Raw genomic sequence first — 16505 nt, 5'->3', positions numbered from 1 at the left:
TCATGCGCCCTCGAAAAGTTCGGGTTCGGTTTGTGGGTAGAAATAGCGGTACTGGTAGCTGACCTGCGCTCTTGCTGCTTCCGGGCTGGTAAATTCGCCAACACCATACCAACCAAACATTGCCGCGCCAGCGACGGTGGTTTCGGCGTCATCTAACACCTTTATGGGAATATCGAGCATATTGGCTTTGATCTGGTTCCACAGAATGTTGCGGCTACCGCCGCCGACCAGCAGCAGTTCTGTCGCGTGGAAATGGCCGATTTTTTCCAGCGTGTGTAGATTACGCCGCAGTTGTTCCGTTAAGCCTTCCAGGGCAGCGTGGTAAAAATGGCCGCGGGTGGTATTGAGCGTCACCCCTTGCCAGCCAGCATTCTGGCAGGTGAGCAGATCGCACTGCATCTTCACGCCTTCGGCACCTGCGGGCAGTAAACGAGCCTCATTAATGAGCGTTTGCCAGGGGGTATCTGCCGTCCAGAGTAGTTTACGTACCCATTCGAGTACGCCAGAAGCGAGCCACTGCATGCCGGGGTTATAGCGATCTTTCTGGCTGTCCAGCTCGCAGGTAGAACCCGCGTAGTGGCTGAGTAACGAGGTGTCGACCTGCGCGCTACGCACCATCAGGATCTCCCATGTCCCGGATGAGAGGACCGGTTCATCCTGTCCGGCACCTGCGCCAAACAGCGCAAACTGAGTGTCATGCCCCGCAGAAATAACCGGTATGTCTGTCGCAAGCCCTAGCAGCGTCGCGGCGTCAGGTTGCAGTGTACCAATTTGCTCTCCGGCTTCTACCAGACGCGGGAACAGGCGGCGAGGTAGTCCGGTTGCCTGTAGTATTTCCGCGCTGAAATCCCGATTATGGATATCCAGCATTTGGCTCGTACCTGCCATGGTGATATCGGTGGTGAATTCCCCGGTAAGGCGCTGATTGAGCAAGGAAGATATAAACAGCCAGGCGTGGGCCTGTTCCAGCATCTGTGGATGATTTTCTTTCAACCACACCAGCTTGTAGAGGGTATTGAAAGTGAAGGCACCAACGCCAGAAAGGGTCTGGAGCTGCTCCGGGGCGATATAACGGCGAATGTTTTCCATCACTGCCGCGGTGCGCGGGCATTTCCAGCTAATGATCGGGTAAAGCAAACGACCTGATTCATCGACCAGCGCACCGTCCACGCCAAACGTCGTCACAGTGATGCCGCGGACTCGACAGGCCGAGAGTTCAGTCGATAGTATCTGGCAGCAATCAGCGAAGCGTCGCAGAATGGCGTCGAGCGACCATTGGTGCCAGGCATCGTTTTCAGCGACAACCTCGCTCGCATTGGCCGTTGCGGCGCGGGCAACAATCTTGCCTTGTCGGTCAACGGCAATTGCCCGAACGTTGGTTGCACCGCAGTCGAGGACCAGGATGACATCTTTTTTCATAATCTCTCCTGCAAAATACGTGCGCCCTCCCGGTGAGAGGAGGGCGCAATGCATTAACGCTTATACAGTGGGCCGTAGTTCTGGCAGGCACGGTAATCTTGACCTTCGCTATCCATACCGTGTGCCGCCCAGGAAGATGGACGATAGATTTTCTCCTCCTCTACGTTGTGCATGCAGACGGGAATGCGCAGCATTGAGGCAAGCGTAATAAAGTCGGCACCGACGTGACCGATAGTGAGCACACCATGATTAGCTCCCCAGTTCGCCATCACCGAATAAACATCGGCGAATGACCCCTTGCCGGTGAGGCGTGGCGCAAACCAGGTCGTAGGCCAGGTAGAGTTGGTGCGGGCATCAAGCCGATCGTGCACCTCTTTCGGCAGGTCCACGCTCCAGCCTTCGGCTATTTGCAGTACCGGGCCGAGTCCTTTAATCATATTCACGCGTGTCATGGTGAACGGCACGCCGCCTTCTGTCAGGAAGCGAGAAGAAAAACCGCCGCCACGGAAATATTCATGGATAGCTGGACACCACTCGGTTGCTGCCAGGCAGGCATCCGCCTCTTGCTGACTAATATCCCAATGCGGCTTGATGGTCGGCTGGCCTTCGCTGTCTCGCTGTTTGCAGGAGCCGTCCAGCGCTGCCGAGCCGGAGTTAATAAGGTGGATAATGCCATGCTCTGCCAGACCGGTAAGCGGTTTGCCCGTCACGCGTTCTACCGCTTCCGGCGACCAATAGGTTCGCACGTCGGCAAACACCTGCGCAGTGCCGGTTAACTGATGGCCCATCAGCATTGCCACGCCGTTTAAACTATCGTTCTCGGTGGCGACAACAAAGGGTTCACGCACGCCGTTCCAGTCAAAGGAGCTATTAAGCAGCGCTTCGGCGGTATCACCGTTAGGGTATTGATCGGTCCAGTGGCGCTGGCCCTGGAAGCCCGCTGCGATGGCGTTGTAGCCCAAGGACTCTTCCACCAGCCCTTTTTCTGCCAGCACTTTGTTGCCTTGCATCATGTCGCGGATACACATAGCCATCAGCAGGCTTTCTTTCAGCACTGCGCGGCTTTGCGCTTCACTCCGTTTATATTGCGGTGCGTTCTGGTCTTCGCCGTAGCGGAAGTTTTTATCCGCCCACGCCAGTGCCATTTCCAGCTCGGTTTCGTCATAGATTTTCTGGTCGATACGGCGGCGCAGTTCGGTCATGTCCACCGCTTGTACCTTCATGCCCAGCCAGGACTCGAAGAAATTGTGATCGACAATCGAGCCTGCGATCCCCATCGATACGCCGCCGACGGAGAGATAGCTTTTACCTTTCATGCTGGCCACCGCTAATCCTGCGCGCGTAAAACGCAGCAGTTTTTCTTCGACGTCAGCAGGAATAGATGTGTCATCGGCATCCTGAACGTTGTGGCCGTAGATGGAGAACGCCGGTATGCCTTTCTGGCTGTGAGCTGCCAGCGCGGCAGCAAGATAAACCGCCCCCGGACGCTCGGTGCCGTTGAATCCCCAGATGGCTTTCGGGCGCATTGGATCCATGTCGATTGTTTCACTGCCGTAGCACCAGCAGGGAGTGACGGTGAGGGTGACGCCCACGTTCTGGCGGCTAAATTTTTCTTCGCAGGCGGCTGATTCGGCCATTCCTGCGATACAGCTATCTGCAATAACACACTCAATTTGTGCGCCGCATGCGTGACGCAGTTTTTCGCTAATCAGCGCGGCGGTGGCTTTCGCCATGTTCATGGTTTGCTCTTCCAGTGACTCACGAACGCCCATACGGCGGCCATCAATAACCGGGCGAATGCCTATCTTCGGTAAGCCGATCTTTTTCATTACAAATTCCTCACGTTATTGGGATAAATGTTCAGTTCATTTCCGGTTGTGAACGGAAGCGGGCAAAAATAAAGATGATGGCGAAGCACAGGGCTGGGACGATTTCAGCCGTTGGGATATTGCCTGCGGCATCGCTGACGAATCCCATAATTGGCGTGACGATGCCGCCACCAATAATGGTCATGACAATAAAGGACGAGCCGTATTTGGTGTCTTGCCCCAGGTTTTTAATGCCCAGAGAGAAAATGGTGGGGTACTGAATCGACATAAACGCGCTGCATACCGTCAAGGCCAGCAGGCCGACGTGGCCGCCGCTTACCGCAGAGATAAAGCACAGGACCATGGCAAGTAAGGCATAAAATGCCAGAACCTTATGCGGAGCAAAGCGGCTGATAAGCCAGGTGCCGGTAAAGCGGCCAATGAAGAAGCACACCATGGTTCCGGTCAAATAGTTGGCGGCAAAGCCGGGCGTCATCCCTGGGATCTCTTCAATCGCGTACCGAATCAAATAGCTCCAGCATGCTGTTTGCGCGCCGACGTAGCAAAACTGCGCGAGTACCGCCCAACGCCAGTGGCGGACGCGCACCAGGCGAGAAAATGACGCCATAAAAGTGCTCTGCGAGGCGTCGCTATGATCGTCGCTTTGTAGAGATGGGAATTTAGTGAATGCGATCAGCAGGGCCACCAGGAGCACGACCGCTACGATTATCATATAAGGCGTTTGTACTGATAATACCAGGCTGTGTTTATAGGCACTCAATTGCTCTGGTGCCATTTTATCCAGCACTTCTGGAGAATGATGCGGCACGTTAGATAAAATAAGGCTTTGCCCAAATACAACGGCAATAATGGCACCAAAAGAGTTAAATGTTTGTGCCAGATTAAGTCGGAAATGTCCGCCACTTTCTGGACCTAAAACCGTCACGAAAGGGTTGGCTGCGGTTTCAAGGCAACCAAGCCCTGCCGCAATAATAAAAAGACCAATCAAAAAGAGGGTGTAGTTCATTACCTCAGCAGCAGGCCAGAATAACGCCGCGCCAAGAGCATACAAAAATAACCCACAAATAATCCCTGCTTTATAACTTAACTTTTTCATCAAAATTCCAGCAGGGATAGGGATGACGAAATAACCAAAATAAAATGCGGACTGGATAAGTCCAGCCTGGAAGTTTGTTAACGTGAACGCCTGCTGGAATTGAGGTAATAAAATGTCATTGAGGTTGTTGGCGACAGCCCATAGAAAAAATAATGAACAGAGTAAGGCAAATGGAATGATGTAGCTCCTACTATGCTGCGCGTTATCCGTTGTGCGATAGCTCTGCGTTTGTATCGTTGTGTTTCCCATAGCATCCTCATTGGTTCAAAAGCGTATGCAACAGCTTGTTGGGGGGCGGTGTATCTCTCAGCGGACCGCAAATTTATGTGAGCTCAGATGACGCGCCAGGTAATAAAATGAACATGACGAGTGAACTCATGAATTCATTTTCAAATAAAAATCGTCGTTTAATATGATGGGAGTCACACTTGGTGCTGAGTTGTCGTATTTCTGTGATTTTTATCACTTTAATTATTGGAAAAACATGACCGTTTGAGAATGTAAAATCGCAAAACCACAGTAGCAATGACCGAATGAATTTTTAAGGTTGCAAACGGGCATGTTTTACAGAAGGACATAATAAATGCCCGATTTTAAAAATATTATTAAGAACGGGCATTATACCGTTAAATAAATCCCATGAGCTTACTCTTTAATGGACTCATTCATTGATGCGCATCACAAAATAGGGCGGTGTAAATTCTCATGAACTTATTCAGGATGATGATAATCGGTAAATATTCAGCAGAACCCGCTATCAGGCTGGCTCGTGGTTTTGCTGTCGCGTTTTGAATTATTGAATGAGGTAAAAAAATGGAAAGAAACAAACTGGCTCGACAGATTATCAACACCTGTCTGGAAATGACGCGCCTGGGATTGAATCAGGGAACTGCGGGTAACGTCAGTGTGCGGTATCAGGGCGGGATGTTGATTACGCCGACAGGTATTCCTTATGAAAAACTGACTGAATCGCATATTGTCTTTATTGATGCCGATGGCCAGCATGAGCAAAACAAATTGCCCTCCAGTGAGTGGCGTTTCCATATGGCCGCCTACCAGGCTCGTCCTGATGCTCATGCGGTGGTTCACAACCATTCGGTGCATTCCACTGCGGTTTCGATTTTGAACCGCCCGATTCCGGCGATCCATTACATGATTGCCGCGGCAGGCGGGAACTCCATCCCCTGTGCCCCCTATGCCACTTTCGGCACACGCGAGCTCTCCGGGCATGTGGCGATCGCGCTGAAAAACCGAAAAGCAACCCTGTTGCAGCATCACGGACTGATTGCCTGCGAAGAGAATCTGGAAAAGGCACTCTGGCTGGCACATGAAGTGGAGGTCCTGGCACAACTTTATCTCAGCACTTTAGCGATCACCGACCCTGTACCGACCCTCAATGATGACGAGATCGCCATTGTACTGGAGAAATTCAAGACCTATGGCCTGCGTATAGAAGAGTGATTTTGCAGTTTAAACAGGAGATGAGTTATGGCGAACAGAATGATCCTCAATGAAACGGCGTGGTTTGGCCGGGGGGCGATAAATGCGTTAACCGATGAGGTGAAACGTCGTGGTTACCGCAAGGCATTAATTGTGACTGATACGACTCTGGTGCAGTGCGGCATCGTGGAGAAAGTCACTCGCCTGCTGGAGAATACTGGGCTAGCCTGGGAGATGTTTACCGGCGTGATCCCCAATCCGACGATTGCCGTCGTGCAGGCGGGGCTGCGTGCTTTTCAACAAAGTGGGGCAGATTACCTGATAGCTATCGGCGGTGGTTCCCCGCAGGATACCTGCAAAGCGATCGGTATTATTGTTAAGAACCCAGAGTTCGCGGATGTGCGCAGTCTTGAAGGGCTGTCCCCGACGCGTAACCCCTGCGTGCCCATTCTGGCCGTACCAACAACGGCTGGTACCGCAGCGGAAGTGACAATAAACTACGTCATTACTGATGAAGAAAACCGGCGCAAATTTGTCTGTGTTGATCCGCATGACATCCCGCAGGTCGCATTTATTGATGCCGATATGATGGATGGCATGCCGCCTGCGCTTAAAGCCGCCACCGGGGTGGATGCGTTAACTCATGCTATCGAAGGTTATATCACGCGCGGTGCCTGGGCTCTGACGGATGCGTTACATATCAAGGCGATTGAGATAGTCGCGGGATCGTTGCGAGGATCTGTCGCAGGGCAACCATCTGCTGGAGAGGCGATGGCGCTAGGGCAATATGTTGCAGGTATGGGATTCTCTAACGTCGGGCTCGGTTTAGTTCACGGAATGGCACATCCGCTGGGGGCGTTTTACAACACGCCGCACGGTGTAGCCAACGCTATCCTGTTACCGCATGTGATGCACTATAACGCCAGTGCGACCGGCGAGAAGTATCGCGATATTGCGCGAGTGATGGGGCAGAAAGTAGAGGGCATGAGCCTCGAAGAAGCCCGTCTGGCAGCGGTTGATGCGGTCTTTGCGTTGAACCGTGATGTGGGGATCCCGGTACACTTACGCGACGTCGGCGTACGCAAAGAGGATATTCCTTTGCTGGCACAGGCGGCGCTAGAGGATGTTTGTACCGGCGGTAATCCGCGCGAGGCAACCCTGGCTGACATTAGTGAGTTGTACCATACGGCCTGGTAGTGGGCGTAAGGGCGATGGTGCATCGCCCTTACTTAGTATTAATGACCTGCCCAGCGCAGCTGCTGCAAATTGCCATCGAGCTGCAAATCAGTCTGCAATCGCGCCACGTCCCGACAAATAAACGCCATCTCTTTATGCGCTTCCAGCTTCTTGCGCCATTTCTCTGGCACATCTTCAAGATGGGCATAAATCCCTTCGAGATCCTGAAAATCCGTCAGTAACTGTGCGGCGCTTTTTGGGCCAATGCCCGCAACGCCCGGTATTTTTGAGCTGCTGATTCCGGCAAGGCCCCAGTAATCGGGAAGCTGCTGCGGCGACACGCCAAACTCGCTGGCAATAAAAGGAGCATCAAGCCAGCGTTTCTGGAAGTAGTCGCGAATACGAATAGTCGGTGAAAGTAGCTGGCAATAGCCTTTGTCGGTCGAGACGATAGTGGCCTGATGTCCGGCTCCTGCCACTTTTAACGCCAGCGTCGCGGCCAGATCGTCCGCTTCATTTCCGTGAGCACCCCAGCAGGGTACGCCGCGTTGCTCAAAGGCCGCACGAATGGCGGGCATTTCGCTGTGCAGATCGTCAGGCATTGGCGCGCGCCCGGCTTTGTAATCTGGTAATCGCTGGTGACGCCAACCGGTATTGCGCGCTTCATCGTCGAATACGGCGACGACGTGGGTTGGCGTGCTGTGGCGGATAAGCTGTTCCAGCGCGTGCAAACAGGTGTCTTTGCACGGCGTGCCTTGTACCGCATGTATGCGGCGAATGAGATTTAGCGCGTCAACAATCAGCAAATGAACAGCCACAGACATTCTCCCTTTTATCCAGTCGATTAAGGGTAACACTGCAAACAGATGGAAACTACGAAAGGCGAGAATAACGGGAAGGTGCCTCGCAGAAACGAGGCACCTTTATGACTTAATCGCAGGTGACAATCTTCATCGCCAGGCCGCCGCGAGAGGTTTCGCGGTATTTGGCGTTCATGTCTTTACCCGTTTCGTACATGGTCTCGATAACTTTATCGAGGCATACGCGCGGCTCACTGGTACGGCGCAGCGCCATACGTGAAGCGTTGACCGCTTTTACGGAGGCAATCGCGTTACGTTCAATACATGGCACCTGAACCTGTCCGGCGACGGGATCGCAGGTCAGCCCAAGGTTGTGCTCCATGCCGATTTCTGCCGCGATGCAAACCTGCGTCGGGCTACCGCCCAGCAGCTCGGTAAGCCCCGCCGCTGCCATTGAGCAGGCCACGCCCACTTCGCCCTGACAACCGACTTCCGCACCCGAAATCGAGGCGTTCATCTTGTACAAAGAGCCGATAGTGCTGGTAACCAGCAGATAACGAGCCAGTGAGTTGGCATTCACTTCACGGATAAACTTATCGTAATACGCAAGTACCGCCGGAACGATACCGCATGCGCCGTTGGTCGGTGCGGTGACGACACGCCCGCCAGCAGCGTTTTCTTCGTTGACCGCCAGCGCAAACATGTTGATCCAGTCGACCACGGCCATCGGATCGGTGGTGGTTTTGTCGGTGCTGACCAGCATACGACGCAGCGCAGCCGCACGGCGCGGAACGCGCAGTTTGCCCGGCAATACGCCCTCTGTCGTGATACCGCGCTCGATACCGCCACGCATCACGTCCCAGACGTTGTTAAAGTGCTGTTCCAGCTCTTCTTTGGTGTGCAACGCCAGTTCGTTTTTCATCATCAGGCCAGAGAGGGATAAACCTGTTTCCTGGCAGTGACGCTGTAAATCCGCCGCATTTTTATACGGATAAGGCACCGCAACCGATGAATCATTCGGCTGACCAAAGTGATCTTCGTCGACGATAAAGCCGCCGCCGATGGAGTAATAGGTTTGGCTGTAAATAGCCTTTTCACCTGCCAGCGCGGTAATTCGCATACCGTTCTCGTGCAGGGAGAGGTTGTCGGCATGGAAATTCATGCACTTATCAACCGGGAATTCTACTTCATGCTCGCCGTTCGCCAGGAGCAGACGACCATGGGTGTTAACGTCCTGAATAAAACCAGGGATTGCATCAATATCTACGGTATCCGGCAGGTTCCCCGCCAGTCCCATAATGATGGCGATGTCGGTGTGGTGACCTTTGCCCGTTAAGGAAAGGGACCCGTAAACATCAACGACCACGCGAGTTACGTCGTGAAGAATGCCGCGTGCAATCAAGTCATCCGTGAATTGTTTACCGGCTTTCATTGGTCCGACAGTGTGAGAGCTGGAAGGACCAATACCGATTTTAAAGATATCGAATACGCTAATCATGATGCGTCCATTGCTATCAGTCAGAGAGGATTGCGCTGCCCTTAAGGCAGCGCAGTAGGTATTAGCTGAACAGAGAGAAGAAAATCGCGGAGATGGCAATCAGACCCATAATCACAACGAACACGTTGCTGATATGGCCGCTGTATTTACGCATCGCCGGTACTTTCTGAATCGCGTACATCGGCATCAGGAACAGAATCATCGCGATAATCGGGCCGCCCAGGGTTTCGATCATGCCGAGAATGCTCGGGTTCATGGTCGCGACCGCCCAGGTGGTCACCAGCATGAACAGGGCAGTGATTTTGTTCAGCTTGTTGATTTCGATGCTCTTACCTTTGCCGCGCAGAGATTTAATCACCATACCGTTGAAGCCTTCACGTGCGCCCAGGTAGTGGCCGAGGAAGGATTTGGTAATCGCGATAATCGCGATGATGGGTGCCATCCACGCAATCAGCGGCGCGTTAAAGTGGTTCGCCAGGTAAGACAGAATCGAGATGTTCTGGGCTTTCGCTGCTGCCAGGTCCGCCGGGGACAGGCTCAGTACACAGCTGAACACGAAGAACATAACGGTAATAACCATCATGATGTGAGCACGTGCCAGGATGCTGGAGCACTTCTTCTCTGCGCCCTGACCGTATTCTTCGCGCTTCGCTACGGCAAAGGAGGAGATAATCGGGGAGTGGTTGAAGGAGAATACCATGACCGGAATCGCCAGCCACAGAGTCATCCACAGGCCGTTGCCGGTTGCCGATGCGCTGCTAAAGGACAGCGTTTCCAGTGCGGCGCTGTTCCACTGTGGGATCAGGTAGCAGGCCAGAATCATGAGCGCAATCACGAACGGGAATACCAGAATACTCATCGCCTTAACGATCATCTGCTCGCCGAAACGTACGATGGTCATCATGCCGATAATCAGAATCAGCGACAGGATCGCGCGCGGTGGCGGCGTCATGTGCAGCTGGTGCGTCATAAAGCTTTCAACGGTGTTGGTGATAGCCACGCTATACACCAGCAGAATCGGGTAAATCGCGAAGAAGTAGAGCAGGGTAATCAGTTTACCTGCGCCGATACCAAAGTGTTCTTCAACGACTTCAGTGATGTCTTCGCCCGGGTTTTTACCTGACAGCACAAAACGGGTCAGACCGCGGTGTGCAAAGTAGGTCATCGGGAAAGCAATAATCGCCATGATGATCAGCGGAATCAGACCGCCAACACCTGCGTTAATAGGAAGGAACAGTACACCAGCGCCGATTGCTGTGCCGTAAAGGCCAAGCATCCACATGGTATCCGTTTTACGCCATCCACTTCGGGATTCTGTCGAAGCAATGGTGCTGGTTTGAGTGGTTTCCATCTGTATCTCCTGGAGGAACAATTTGTCAGGCTTTTTAGTCAATTCCGATGAAAAATGGCCTGGCTGTAATATGAAATTCGTTCAATGACGGTTTTTTTATAATTTATGCCCGTAACTATTGGCGGGCGGAAAGATACATTTTAGTTATGAATCTATCAGTGATCCCGATCCCAAATGCAATAATCCACTTATGATGTGGACATTTTTAGGCCAAAAAACTGTTAATAAAACATCAAAGCGAATTTACGGGCGCGAAGGCTACCATTAACGACATATGGCAGGATAGCTTAGGCTCCGAGATACGTGTGATTGGCTGTAAAGATTGGGTTTTTTAGTTTTTTCTGACGGTTAATTTCGATTAAGACTGATAAATCACGGCTGAAAAATGAAGGTAATCGTTTGCGTATTCGTTGAGAATGTAAATGAGATAAGTGATACCTATGTTTTTAACGATAAAAATAGAAAAAGCCGGGAGTACCCGGCTTGAGGAAGATGTAGACGAATATTCTGCTATGCGCAGATCTCGTAACAAGGAATATAGGCCGAGCCAGGCAACTTCATACGATGCTGAGCAACGAAGCCCTGAAGCAGATCGTCCATGCGGCGCATCATGTCGCTGTCACCGTGGATTTTATACGGGCCAAACTCTTCAATTGCCCGGATCCCCACCTCTTTTACGTTACCGGCAACGATGCCCGAGAACGCGCGACGCAGATCGGCGGCCAGAACTTCCACCGGCTGATCCGGATACAGTTTGAGGTTCGCCATGTTTTCATGCGACGGCTCGAATGGCATCTGTAGATCTGGCGCAATACGAATCGACCAGTTAAAGCTGTAGGCATCACCGGTGTCTCGACGATTTTCTTTCACCAGCGGCATCGCTTTTTTCATCTGACGCGCCACTTCTGCCGCATCGTCAATGATGATGCGATAGTGGCTTCGTGCCGCCTCGCCCAGCGTATGCACAATAAACTCGTCCAGCACGCGGAAGTAATCTGCGCTCTCTTTAGGCCCGGTAAGGATCAGCGGCAATACCTGATTTTTGTTAGCCGGATTCATCAGAATGCCCAGCAGATAGAGCAGCTCTTCTGCCGTACCCACGCCGCCCGGGAAGATAATAATCCCGTGTGCGATACGGACAAACGCTTCGAGGCGCTTTTCAATATCCGGCATGATGATCAGTTCGTTGACCAACGGGTTAGGTGGCTCAGCCGCAATAATGGACGGTTCGGTCATGCCGATAAAACGTCCTTCTTTATAACGCTGCTGCGCGTGACCGACCGCTGCGCCTTTCATTGGGGCTTCCATCGCGCCCGGCCCGCAGCCGGTACAGATGTTCAGTTCGCGCAAGCCCAACTGAGTACCTACGCGTCGAGCGTAGAGATATTCAGTTTCATTAATGGAGTGACCGCCCCAACAAACGACCATGTTTGGTGCTTCGCCCACGTGCAGGGCACGAGCGTTACGCAGAATAGAGAACACCAGGTTGGTCATGTGAACGGAGCTTTCCAGATTCAGGTGCTGGAAACGACCGGCGTTGTGAATTTGTCCGTTAACAAACAGGATATCGCGCAGGACGGCGAACAGGTTGGCCTGCAATGAGCGAATGATGCGCCCATCGACAAAGGCCTCTTCCGGCGGGTTAATCACTTCGAGTTTTACGCCACGTTCGCGGCGTAACACGTTGATATCAAAGCTTTCGAAACGAGACAGCAGTTCTTTGCTGTTATCGGTCAGACTTCCGGAGTTCAGGACGGCAAGTGAACAATTGCGAAACAGTTGATAAAGGTCGCTGCTGGCCGTGCGTTTAAGCATGTCCACTTCCAACTGCGACAACATATCCATTGAGCCGAGAGGGCTAATATGTGTAATCAAGTGAGCTCCTTATGGGACGAAGATCTTCTTTCCCTGTTGATTACAATAGCCCTGGCTTATGACGTTTCACAACCTCAAGCGCGGAATACAGTACGCATATTGTGAAAATATTTACTTTACTGGCGTACCAGACGCCCGATTGCAGGAACAAAATCGGTATTGGTGCGCCATGGGTTGATATCCAGCCCGCCGCGACGGGTGTATCGCGCATAAACGCTCAGTTTCTCAGGCTGGCAGAACCGCTGAATATCATTGAAGATTCGCTCGACACACTGCTCGTGAAACTCATTATGATGACGGAATGACACCAGATAGCGCAGTAGCTTCTCCCGGTCAATTTTCGGCCCACGATACTGAATCTGGACCGAACCCCAGTCGGGCTGGTGGGTGATCAGACAGTTGGATTTCAGCAAATGACTGACCAGCGTTTCTTCCACCACTTTATTCTCAGTGGCGTTTTCGAGGTAATCGGTGCTGAATTCGTAGTTGTCGATCTCGATATCCTGGTCGTCAATGCAGGTGCCGTGGAAGTGGGCAATTGGCTGGCCTTCCAGTTCGTCGACACGATAGAGCGCCACGGTGACGTGACCTTGCGCGCAGGCGCTGAGATCGCGTTGTAGCGTGTGCTGAACCGCTTCCCAGGAGTCGAAGCGAGTTTGGTTGAAGCTGTTCAGATACAGCTTAAAGCTTTTCGACTCCACCAGATTGACGCTGGAATAATCCAGCTCGACGTGGCCGACCGCCACCTGTGGCAAACCACGGGCATTCAGCCAGGAGAGTTCGTAAAGCGTCCAGATATCGCCGCCCACAAAGGGCAGGGCATCTGCACGTAATCCCAATGGATCGCGGTTTAAGCTGCGCGGGACGCCTTGCAATAGGCTGGCGTCATAGATGTCGCGGTAATGAGTCGTTTTGCCCAGCGTTAAACCCGTTAACGCCTGATGATTTTCGTAAGACATGTTTCGTTGCCACTTTGCAGGTACACTAATAGCTCAAGTTTATCCTGTCTGACGCAAAGAGAGAAATCGGTGGATATTGAGACTGCAAATGCCCTGAAGGCATTCACTACACGCTACTGCGAGGCATGGCATCAAAAACACGATACGTGGCCGCAAAGCGAAGAGTTATACGGCGTGCCTTCACCCTGCATTATCACCACCCTGGATGACACCATTATCTGGCAGCCGCAGCCGTTCACCGCAGAGCAAAATGTAAATGCGGTTGAGCGCGCAATGGACCTCGTGGTACAACCTGCCGTTCATTCGTTTTACACCACACAGTTAGCCGGGGATATGCGCGCGCGCTTCGATAACGAAACGCTGACGTTGCTGCAAACCTGGAGCGAAGATGACTTCCAGCGGGTTCAGGAGAATCTGATTGGACATCTGGTGATGCAAAAACGTTTGAAGCTTGCACCGACGCTTTTTATCGCCACGCTGGAGAGTGAACTGGATGTTATCTCCGTCTGTAACCTGAATGGTGAAGTGATCAAAGAGACCATCGGTACCCGCAAACGCGACATTCTCGCCCCCTCACTTGCGGAATTCCTCAACCGACTTGAGCCAGTTCTGTAATCCAAAGTGCTACTGTGTTTGTGAGAGATCTCTTACAAGGTTTGTGAGAGATCGCCGTATTAAGTCGTAATATACTCACCGATTAATTTTAGTAACTTTATTTATTTCAGTGGCTTATAACTTTATTTCTGCTTTTACACACGCTGTCGCCTCGCTGTGAGCCTTGTTGCATGGGTTGTAAGACGAAGCGGAATAGGGGATTCTATATAGGTCGACAGGACGCCGACACAAGAAACGAACATCAGGATGATGACGTTTCTTACTCAGGATACGTCAGAATGGCGCTGCAGGAAGGCTTCAGGATGAAGCAAAACGGATAACGCAGGATGCGTAAGGGACACCTCCAGGAAGGAGAATGAGAGCCGGTCAGGATGGTCGGTGGGTCAGGAAGGCCAGGACGTTTCAGGATGAAACATTCACATCAGGATGGTGTGAGCAGGATGCAGCAGGTTTATGGATGACCAGGTCTCAGGGCCAGAGGAAAAGTTGTCACGGATGAGCAGGGAGCACAAATTGTAGCTGGAATGCTGCGAAACGAACCGGGAGCACTGTTTTATACAGTGCTCCCTTTTTTTATTTCTACCTTCCGCAATGCTATGCTTCGCGCCATTCCGTTTTTCAGTTGAGGTTTATATGACGCATCACGATAGCGTTCGTGCTCAGTTGCACGCCATCGAAGCAATATTGCGCGAACATCAGCTGTGGCAGGACATGGCTCCTGCGCCAGCGGCCTTCGAAAGCACACAACCATTTTGCCTGGATACCCTCGAACCGTTTGAATGGCTCCAGTGGATATTACTGCCACGTATGCATGCGTTGCTGGATGGCGGTCATCCGCTGCCGCACGATTTTGCCATCGCGCCTTATTATGAAATGGCGCTTGATGCGGCTCATCCCGTTCGTGACGTGGTGCTAATCGAGCTGCAACGACTGGACGTGCTGTTTGCTGGTGGCAAGGCATGACTATTGAGATCTTGTATCAGGATGAATGGCTGGTGGCGGTCAATAAACCGTCTGGCTGGTTGGTTCACCGAAGCTGGTTGGATCGCGATGAAAAAGTGGTGGTGATGCAAACCGTACGCGACCAGATTGGCCAGCACGTTTTTACCGTTCACCGCCTGGACAGACCAACTTCTGGCGTATTGCTGATGGGCTTGTCCAGTGAGGCCGGGCGGTTGTTATCGCAGCAGTTCGAGCAGCATCAAATTCAAAAGCGTTATCACGCCATTGTGCGCGGCTGGCTGATGGATGAAGCAACGCTTGATTATCCGCTGGTGGAAGAGTTGGATAAAATCGCCGACAAGTTTGCCCGTGAAAATAAAGACCCTCAGCCTGCGGTCACCGATTACCGCGGTCTGGCTACCGTCGAAATGCCTATAGCGACGGGCAAATTCCCGACGACGCGCTATGGTCTGGTGGAGCTTGAGCCTAAAACCGGACGCAAGCATCAACTGCGTCGCCATCTTTCGCATCTGCGTCACCCTATTATTGGTGACAGCAAGCACGGCGATCTGCGCCAGAACCGGAGCGCGGCAGAACATTTTGGCTGCAATCGACTTATGCTGCACGCAAGCCAGCTTAGCCTCACGCACCCTTTTACCGGTGAGCCGCTCGTCATATCCGCAGGTCTGGACGACGTGTGGATGCAGGCGCTGTCACACTTTGGCTGGGTGGGACAACTCCCCAAAAATGAAAGGGTTGAGTTTACGCCTGGCAACGTTCAGGATGAACAGCAACAGTGATAATGAAGGAAGTGAAACATGGCTGAAGTTGGAATTTTTGTCGGCACAATGTATGGCAACTCACTGCTGGTCGCAGAAGAAGCTGAAGCGATCCTGGCAGGGATGGGGCACAAGGCGAAAGTCTATGAAGATCCCGAACTGGCTGACTGGTTAAAGTACAAAGATCAGTATGCACTGGTGGTGACGTCAACAACCGGGCAGGGCGATCTTCCTGATAGTATTCTGCCACTGTTTCAGGGCATCAAAGATAACCTTGGCTTCCAGCCGGATGTCCATTATGGAATTATCGCCCTGGGCGACAGCAGCTACCCCAATTTCTGTGGTGGCGGTAAGCAGTTCGACGCCCTGTTGCAGGAGCAAAGCGCTCAGCGAGTGGGGGATATGTTACTGATCGATGCCGGTGAGCATCCTGAGCCAGAAAGCCAGTCTAACCCGTGGGTTGAGAACTGGGCCACACTCCTCAAATAATACAATGCCCGGTAAGGCGAAGCCGCCACTGGGCATAAAATCACCCATTCCGTGAAGTACCTTCCACTCAGTTGGGCTTATGCCCCAAACAACTTCCTGACCCTCTCTCAATATTGTGTTGTTGCACGGTGAGAGGGCTAGTGCCCCTTACATATACTTTTCATGCCAGTTAAAAAATGCAGTTAGTCAGACTAAAACGACATCAAGTCGTACCAAAACTGCAAAAACACTAACCTC

Annotated in this window: 14 protein-coding genes; 6 read left to right on the top strand and 8 right to left on the bottom strand. The window is 52.2% G+C overall.

The window, feature by feature from the left end; genetic code table 11:
- Genes fucK through fucP form a run of 3 tightly spaced genes read right to left on the bottom strand, consistent with a single transcriptional unit; the run spans nucleotide 1 to nucleotide 4593 of the window.
- Nucleotides 1-1419, bottom strand: a complete 1419-nt coding sequence (fucK, locus tag AC6EMZ_RS18160) for an L-fuculokinase (protein WP_498404160.1) — start codon at nucleotides 1417-1419, stop codon at nucleotides 1-3.
- 53 nt (nucleotides 1420-1472) lie between these two features.
- Complete coding sequence (gene fucI, locus AC6EMZ_RS18155; RefSeq protein WP_498404159.1) at nucleotides 1473-3248, bottom strand: L-fucose isomerase; 1776 nt, start codon at nucleotides 3246-3248, stop codon at nucleotides 1473-1475.
- A gap of 31 nt (nucleotides 3249-3279) precedes the next feature.
- A complete protein-coding gene (gene fucP, locus AC6EMZ_RS18150; protein ID WP_498404158.1) occupies nucleotides 3280-4593 on the bottom strand; it encodes an L-fucose:H+ symporter permease in 1314 nt (437 codons plus the stop codon).
- A 564-nt stretch (nucleotides 4594-5157) separates the two neighbouring features.
- Here fucP and fucA point away from each other — a divergent pair.
- Nucleotides 5158-5805, top strand: coding sequence for an L-fuculose-phosphate aldolase (gene fucA, locus AC6EMZ_RS18145; protein WP_498404157.1), 648 nt, complete (start codon nucleotides 5158-5160; stop codon nucleotides 5803-5805).
- Between the two features lie 27 nt (nucleotides 5806-5832).
- Nucleotides 5833-6981, top strand: a complete 1149-nt coding sequence (gene fucO, locus AC6EMZ_RS18140) for a lactaldehyde reductase (RefSeq protein WP_498404156.1) — start codon at nucleotides 5833-5835, stop codon at nucleotides 6979-6981.
- Between the two features lie 38 nt (nucleotides 6982-7019).
- Here the strand turns inward: fucO and xni are convergent, their stop codons facing one another.
- The 5 genes from xni to queF form a co-directional block, all read right to left on the bottom strand.
- Nucleotides 7020-7778: a flap endonuclease Xni gene (gene xni, locus AC6EMZ_RS18135; RefSeq protein WP_498404155.1), complete on the bottom strand. Its 759-nt coding sequence runs from the start codon at nucleotides 7776-7778 to the stop codon at nucleotides 7020-7022.
- A gap of 112 nt (nucleotides 7779-7890) precedes the next feature.
- Nucleotides 7891-9258, bottom strand: a complete 1368-nt coding sequence (locus AC6EMZ_RS18130) for an L-serine ammonia-lyase (RefSeq protein WP_498404154.1) — start codon at nucleotides 9256-9258, stop codon at nucleotides 7891-7893.
- A gap of 61 nt (nucleotides 9259-9319) precedes the next feature.
- A complete protein-coding gene (locus AC6EMZ_RS18125; RefSeq protein WP_498404153.1) occupies nucleotides 9320-10609 on the bottom strand; it encodes an HAAAP family serine/threonine permease in 1290 nt (429 codons plus the stop codon).
- Nucleotides 10610-11119: 510 nt separating this feature from the next.
- Entirely contained in the window at nucleotides 11120-12484 is a 1365-nt protein-coding gene (gene ppnN / locus AC6EMZ_RS18120; RefSeq protein ID WP_498404152.1) for a nucleotide 5'-monophosphate nucleosidase PpnN, read from the bottom strand.
- 116 nt (nucleotides 12485-12600) lie between these two features.
- Nucleotides 12601-13443: an NADPH-dependent 7-cyano-7-deazaguanine reductase QueF gene (gene queF / locus AC6EMZ_RS18115; RefSeq protein WP_498404151.1), complete on the bottom strand. Its 843-nt coding sequence runs from the start codon at nucleotides 13441-13443 to the stop codon at nucleotides 12601-12603.
- A 69-nt stretch (nucleotides 13444-13512) separates the two neighbouring features.
- Here queF and syd point away from each other — a divergent pair, with 69 nt between their 5' ends.
- The 4 genes from syd (at nucleotide 13513) to AC6EMZ_RS18095 (ending at nucleotide 16268) form a co-directional block, all read left to right on the top strand.
- Nucleotides 13513-14058: a SecY-interacting protein gene (gene syd, locus AC6EMZ_RS18110; RefSeq protein WP_498404150.1), complete on the top strand. Its 546-nt coding sequence runs from the start codon at nucleotides 13513-13515 to the stop codon at nucleotides 14056-14058.
- A 633-nt stretch (nucleotides 14059-14691) separates the two neighbouring features.
- On the top strand, nucleotides 14692-15021 hold the full coding sequence (locus AC6EMZ_RS18105; protein ID WP_498404149.1) for a YqcC family protein: 330 nt from the start codon (nucleotides 14692-14694) through the stop codon (nucleotides 15019-15021).
- Entirely contained in the window at nucleotides 15018-15800 is a 783-nt protein-coding gene (gene truC / locus AC6EMZ_RS18100; RefSeq protein WP_498404148.1) for a tRNA pseudouridine(65) synthase TruC, read from the top strand. Before AC6EMZ_RS18105 ends, truC begins: the two co-directional genes overlap by 4 nt.
- 18 nt (nucleotides 15801-15818) lie before the next feature.
- Nucleotides 15819-16268 (top strand): flavodoxin, encoded by a 450-nt coding sequence (locus AC6EMZ_RS18095; RefSeq protein WP_498404147.1) that lies wholly within the window; start codon nucleotides 15819-15821, stop codon nucleotides 16266-16268.
- Nucleotides 16269-16505 lie beyond the last annotated feature (237 nt).

It is taken from the genome of Enterobacter sp. SCRI0065 (genome assembly GCF_059766475.1).
This window is presented reverse-complemented; position numbering and strand designations above follow the sequence as displayed.

What these genes read in the sequence shown, in the direction of transcription:
- fucK (WP_498404160.1), bottom strand. Translation starts at nt 1,419, where the DNA reads ATGAAAAAAGATGTCATCCTGGTCCTCGACTGCGGTGCAACCAACGTT.
- fucI (WP_498404159.1), bottom strand. Translation starts at nt 3,248, where the DNA reads ATGAAAAAGATCGGCTTACCGAAGATAGGCATTCGCCCGGTTATTGAT.
- fucP (WP_498404158.1), bottom strand. Translation starts at nt 4,593, where the DNA reads ATGGGAAACACAACGATACAAACGCAGAGCTATCGCACAACGGATAAC.
- fucA (WP_498404157.1), top strand. Translation starts at nt 5,158, where the DNA reads ATGGAAAGAAACAAACTGGCTCGACAGATTATCAACACCTGTCTGGAA.
- fucO (WP_498404156.1), top strand. Translation starts at nt 5,833, where the DNA reads ATGGCGAACAGAATGATCCTCAATGAAACGGCGTGGTTTGGCCGGGGG.
- AC6EMZ_RS18130 (WP_498404154.1), bottom strand. Translation starts at nt 9,258, where the DNA reads ATGATTAGCGTATTCGATATCTTTAAAATCGGTATTGGTCCTTCCAGC.
- AC6EMZ_RS18125 (WP_498404153.1), bottom strand. Translation starts at nt 10,609, where the DNA reads ATGGAAACCACTCAAACCAGCACCATTGCTTCGACAGAATCCCGAAGT.
- queF (WP_498404151.1), bottom strand. Translation starts at nt 13,443, where the DNA reads ATGTCTTACGAAAATCATCAGGCGTTAACGGGTTTAACGCTGGGCAAA.
- AC6EMZ_RS18105 (WP_498404149.1), top strand. Translation starts at nt 14,692, where the DNA reads ATGACGCATCACGATAGCGTTCGTGCTCAGTTGCACGCCATCGAAGCA.
- truC (WP_498404148.1), top strand. Translation starts at nt 15,018, where the DNA reads ATGACTATTGAGATCTTGTATCAGGATGAATGGCTGGTGGCGGTCAAT.
- AC6EMZ_RS18095 (WP_498404147.1), top strand. Translation starts at nt 15,819, where the DNA reads ATGGCTGAAGTTGGAATTTTTGTCGGCACAATGTATGGCAACTCACTG.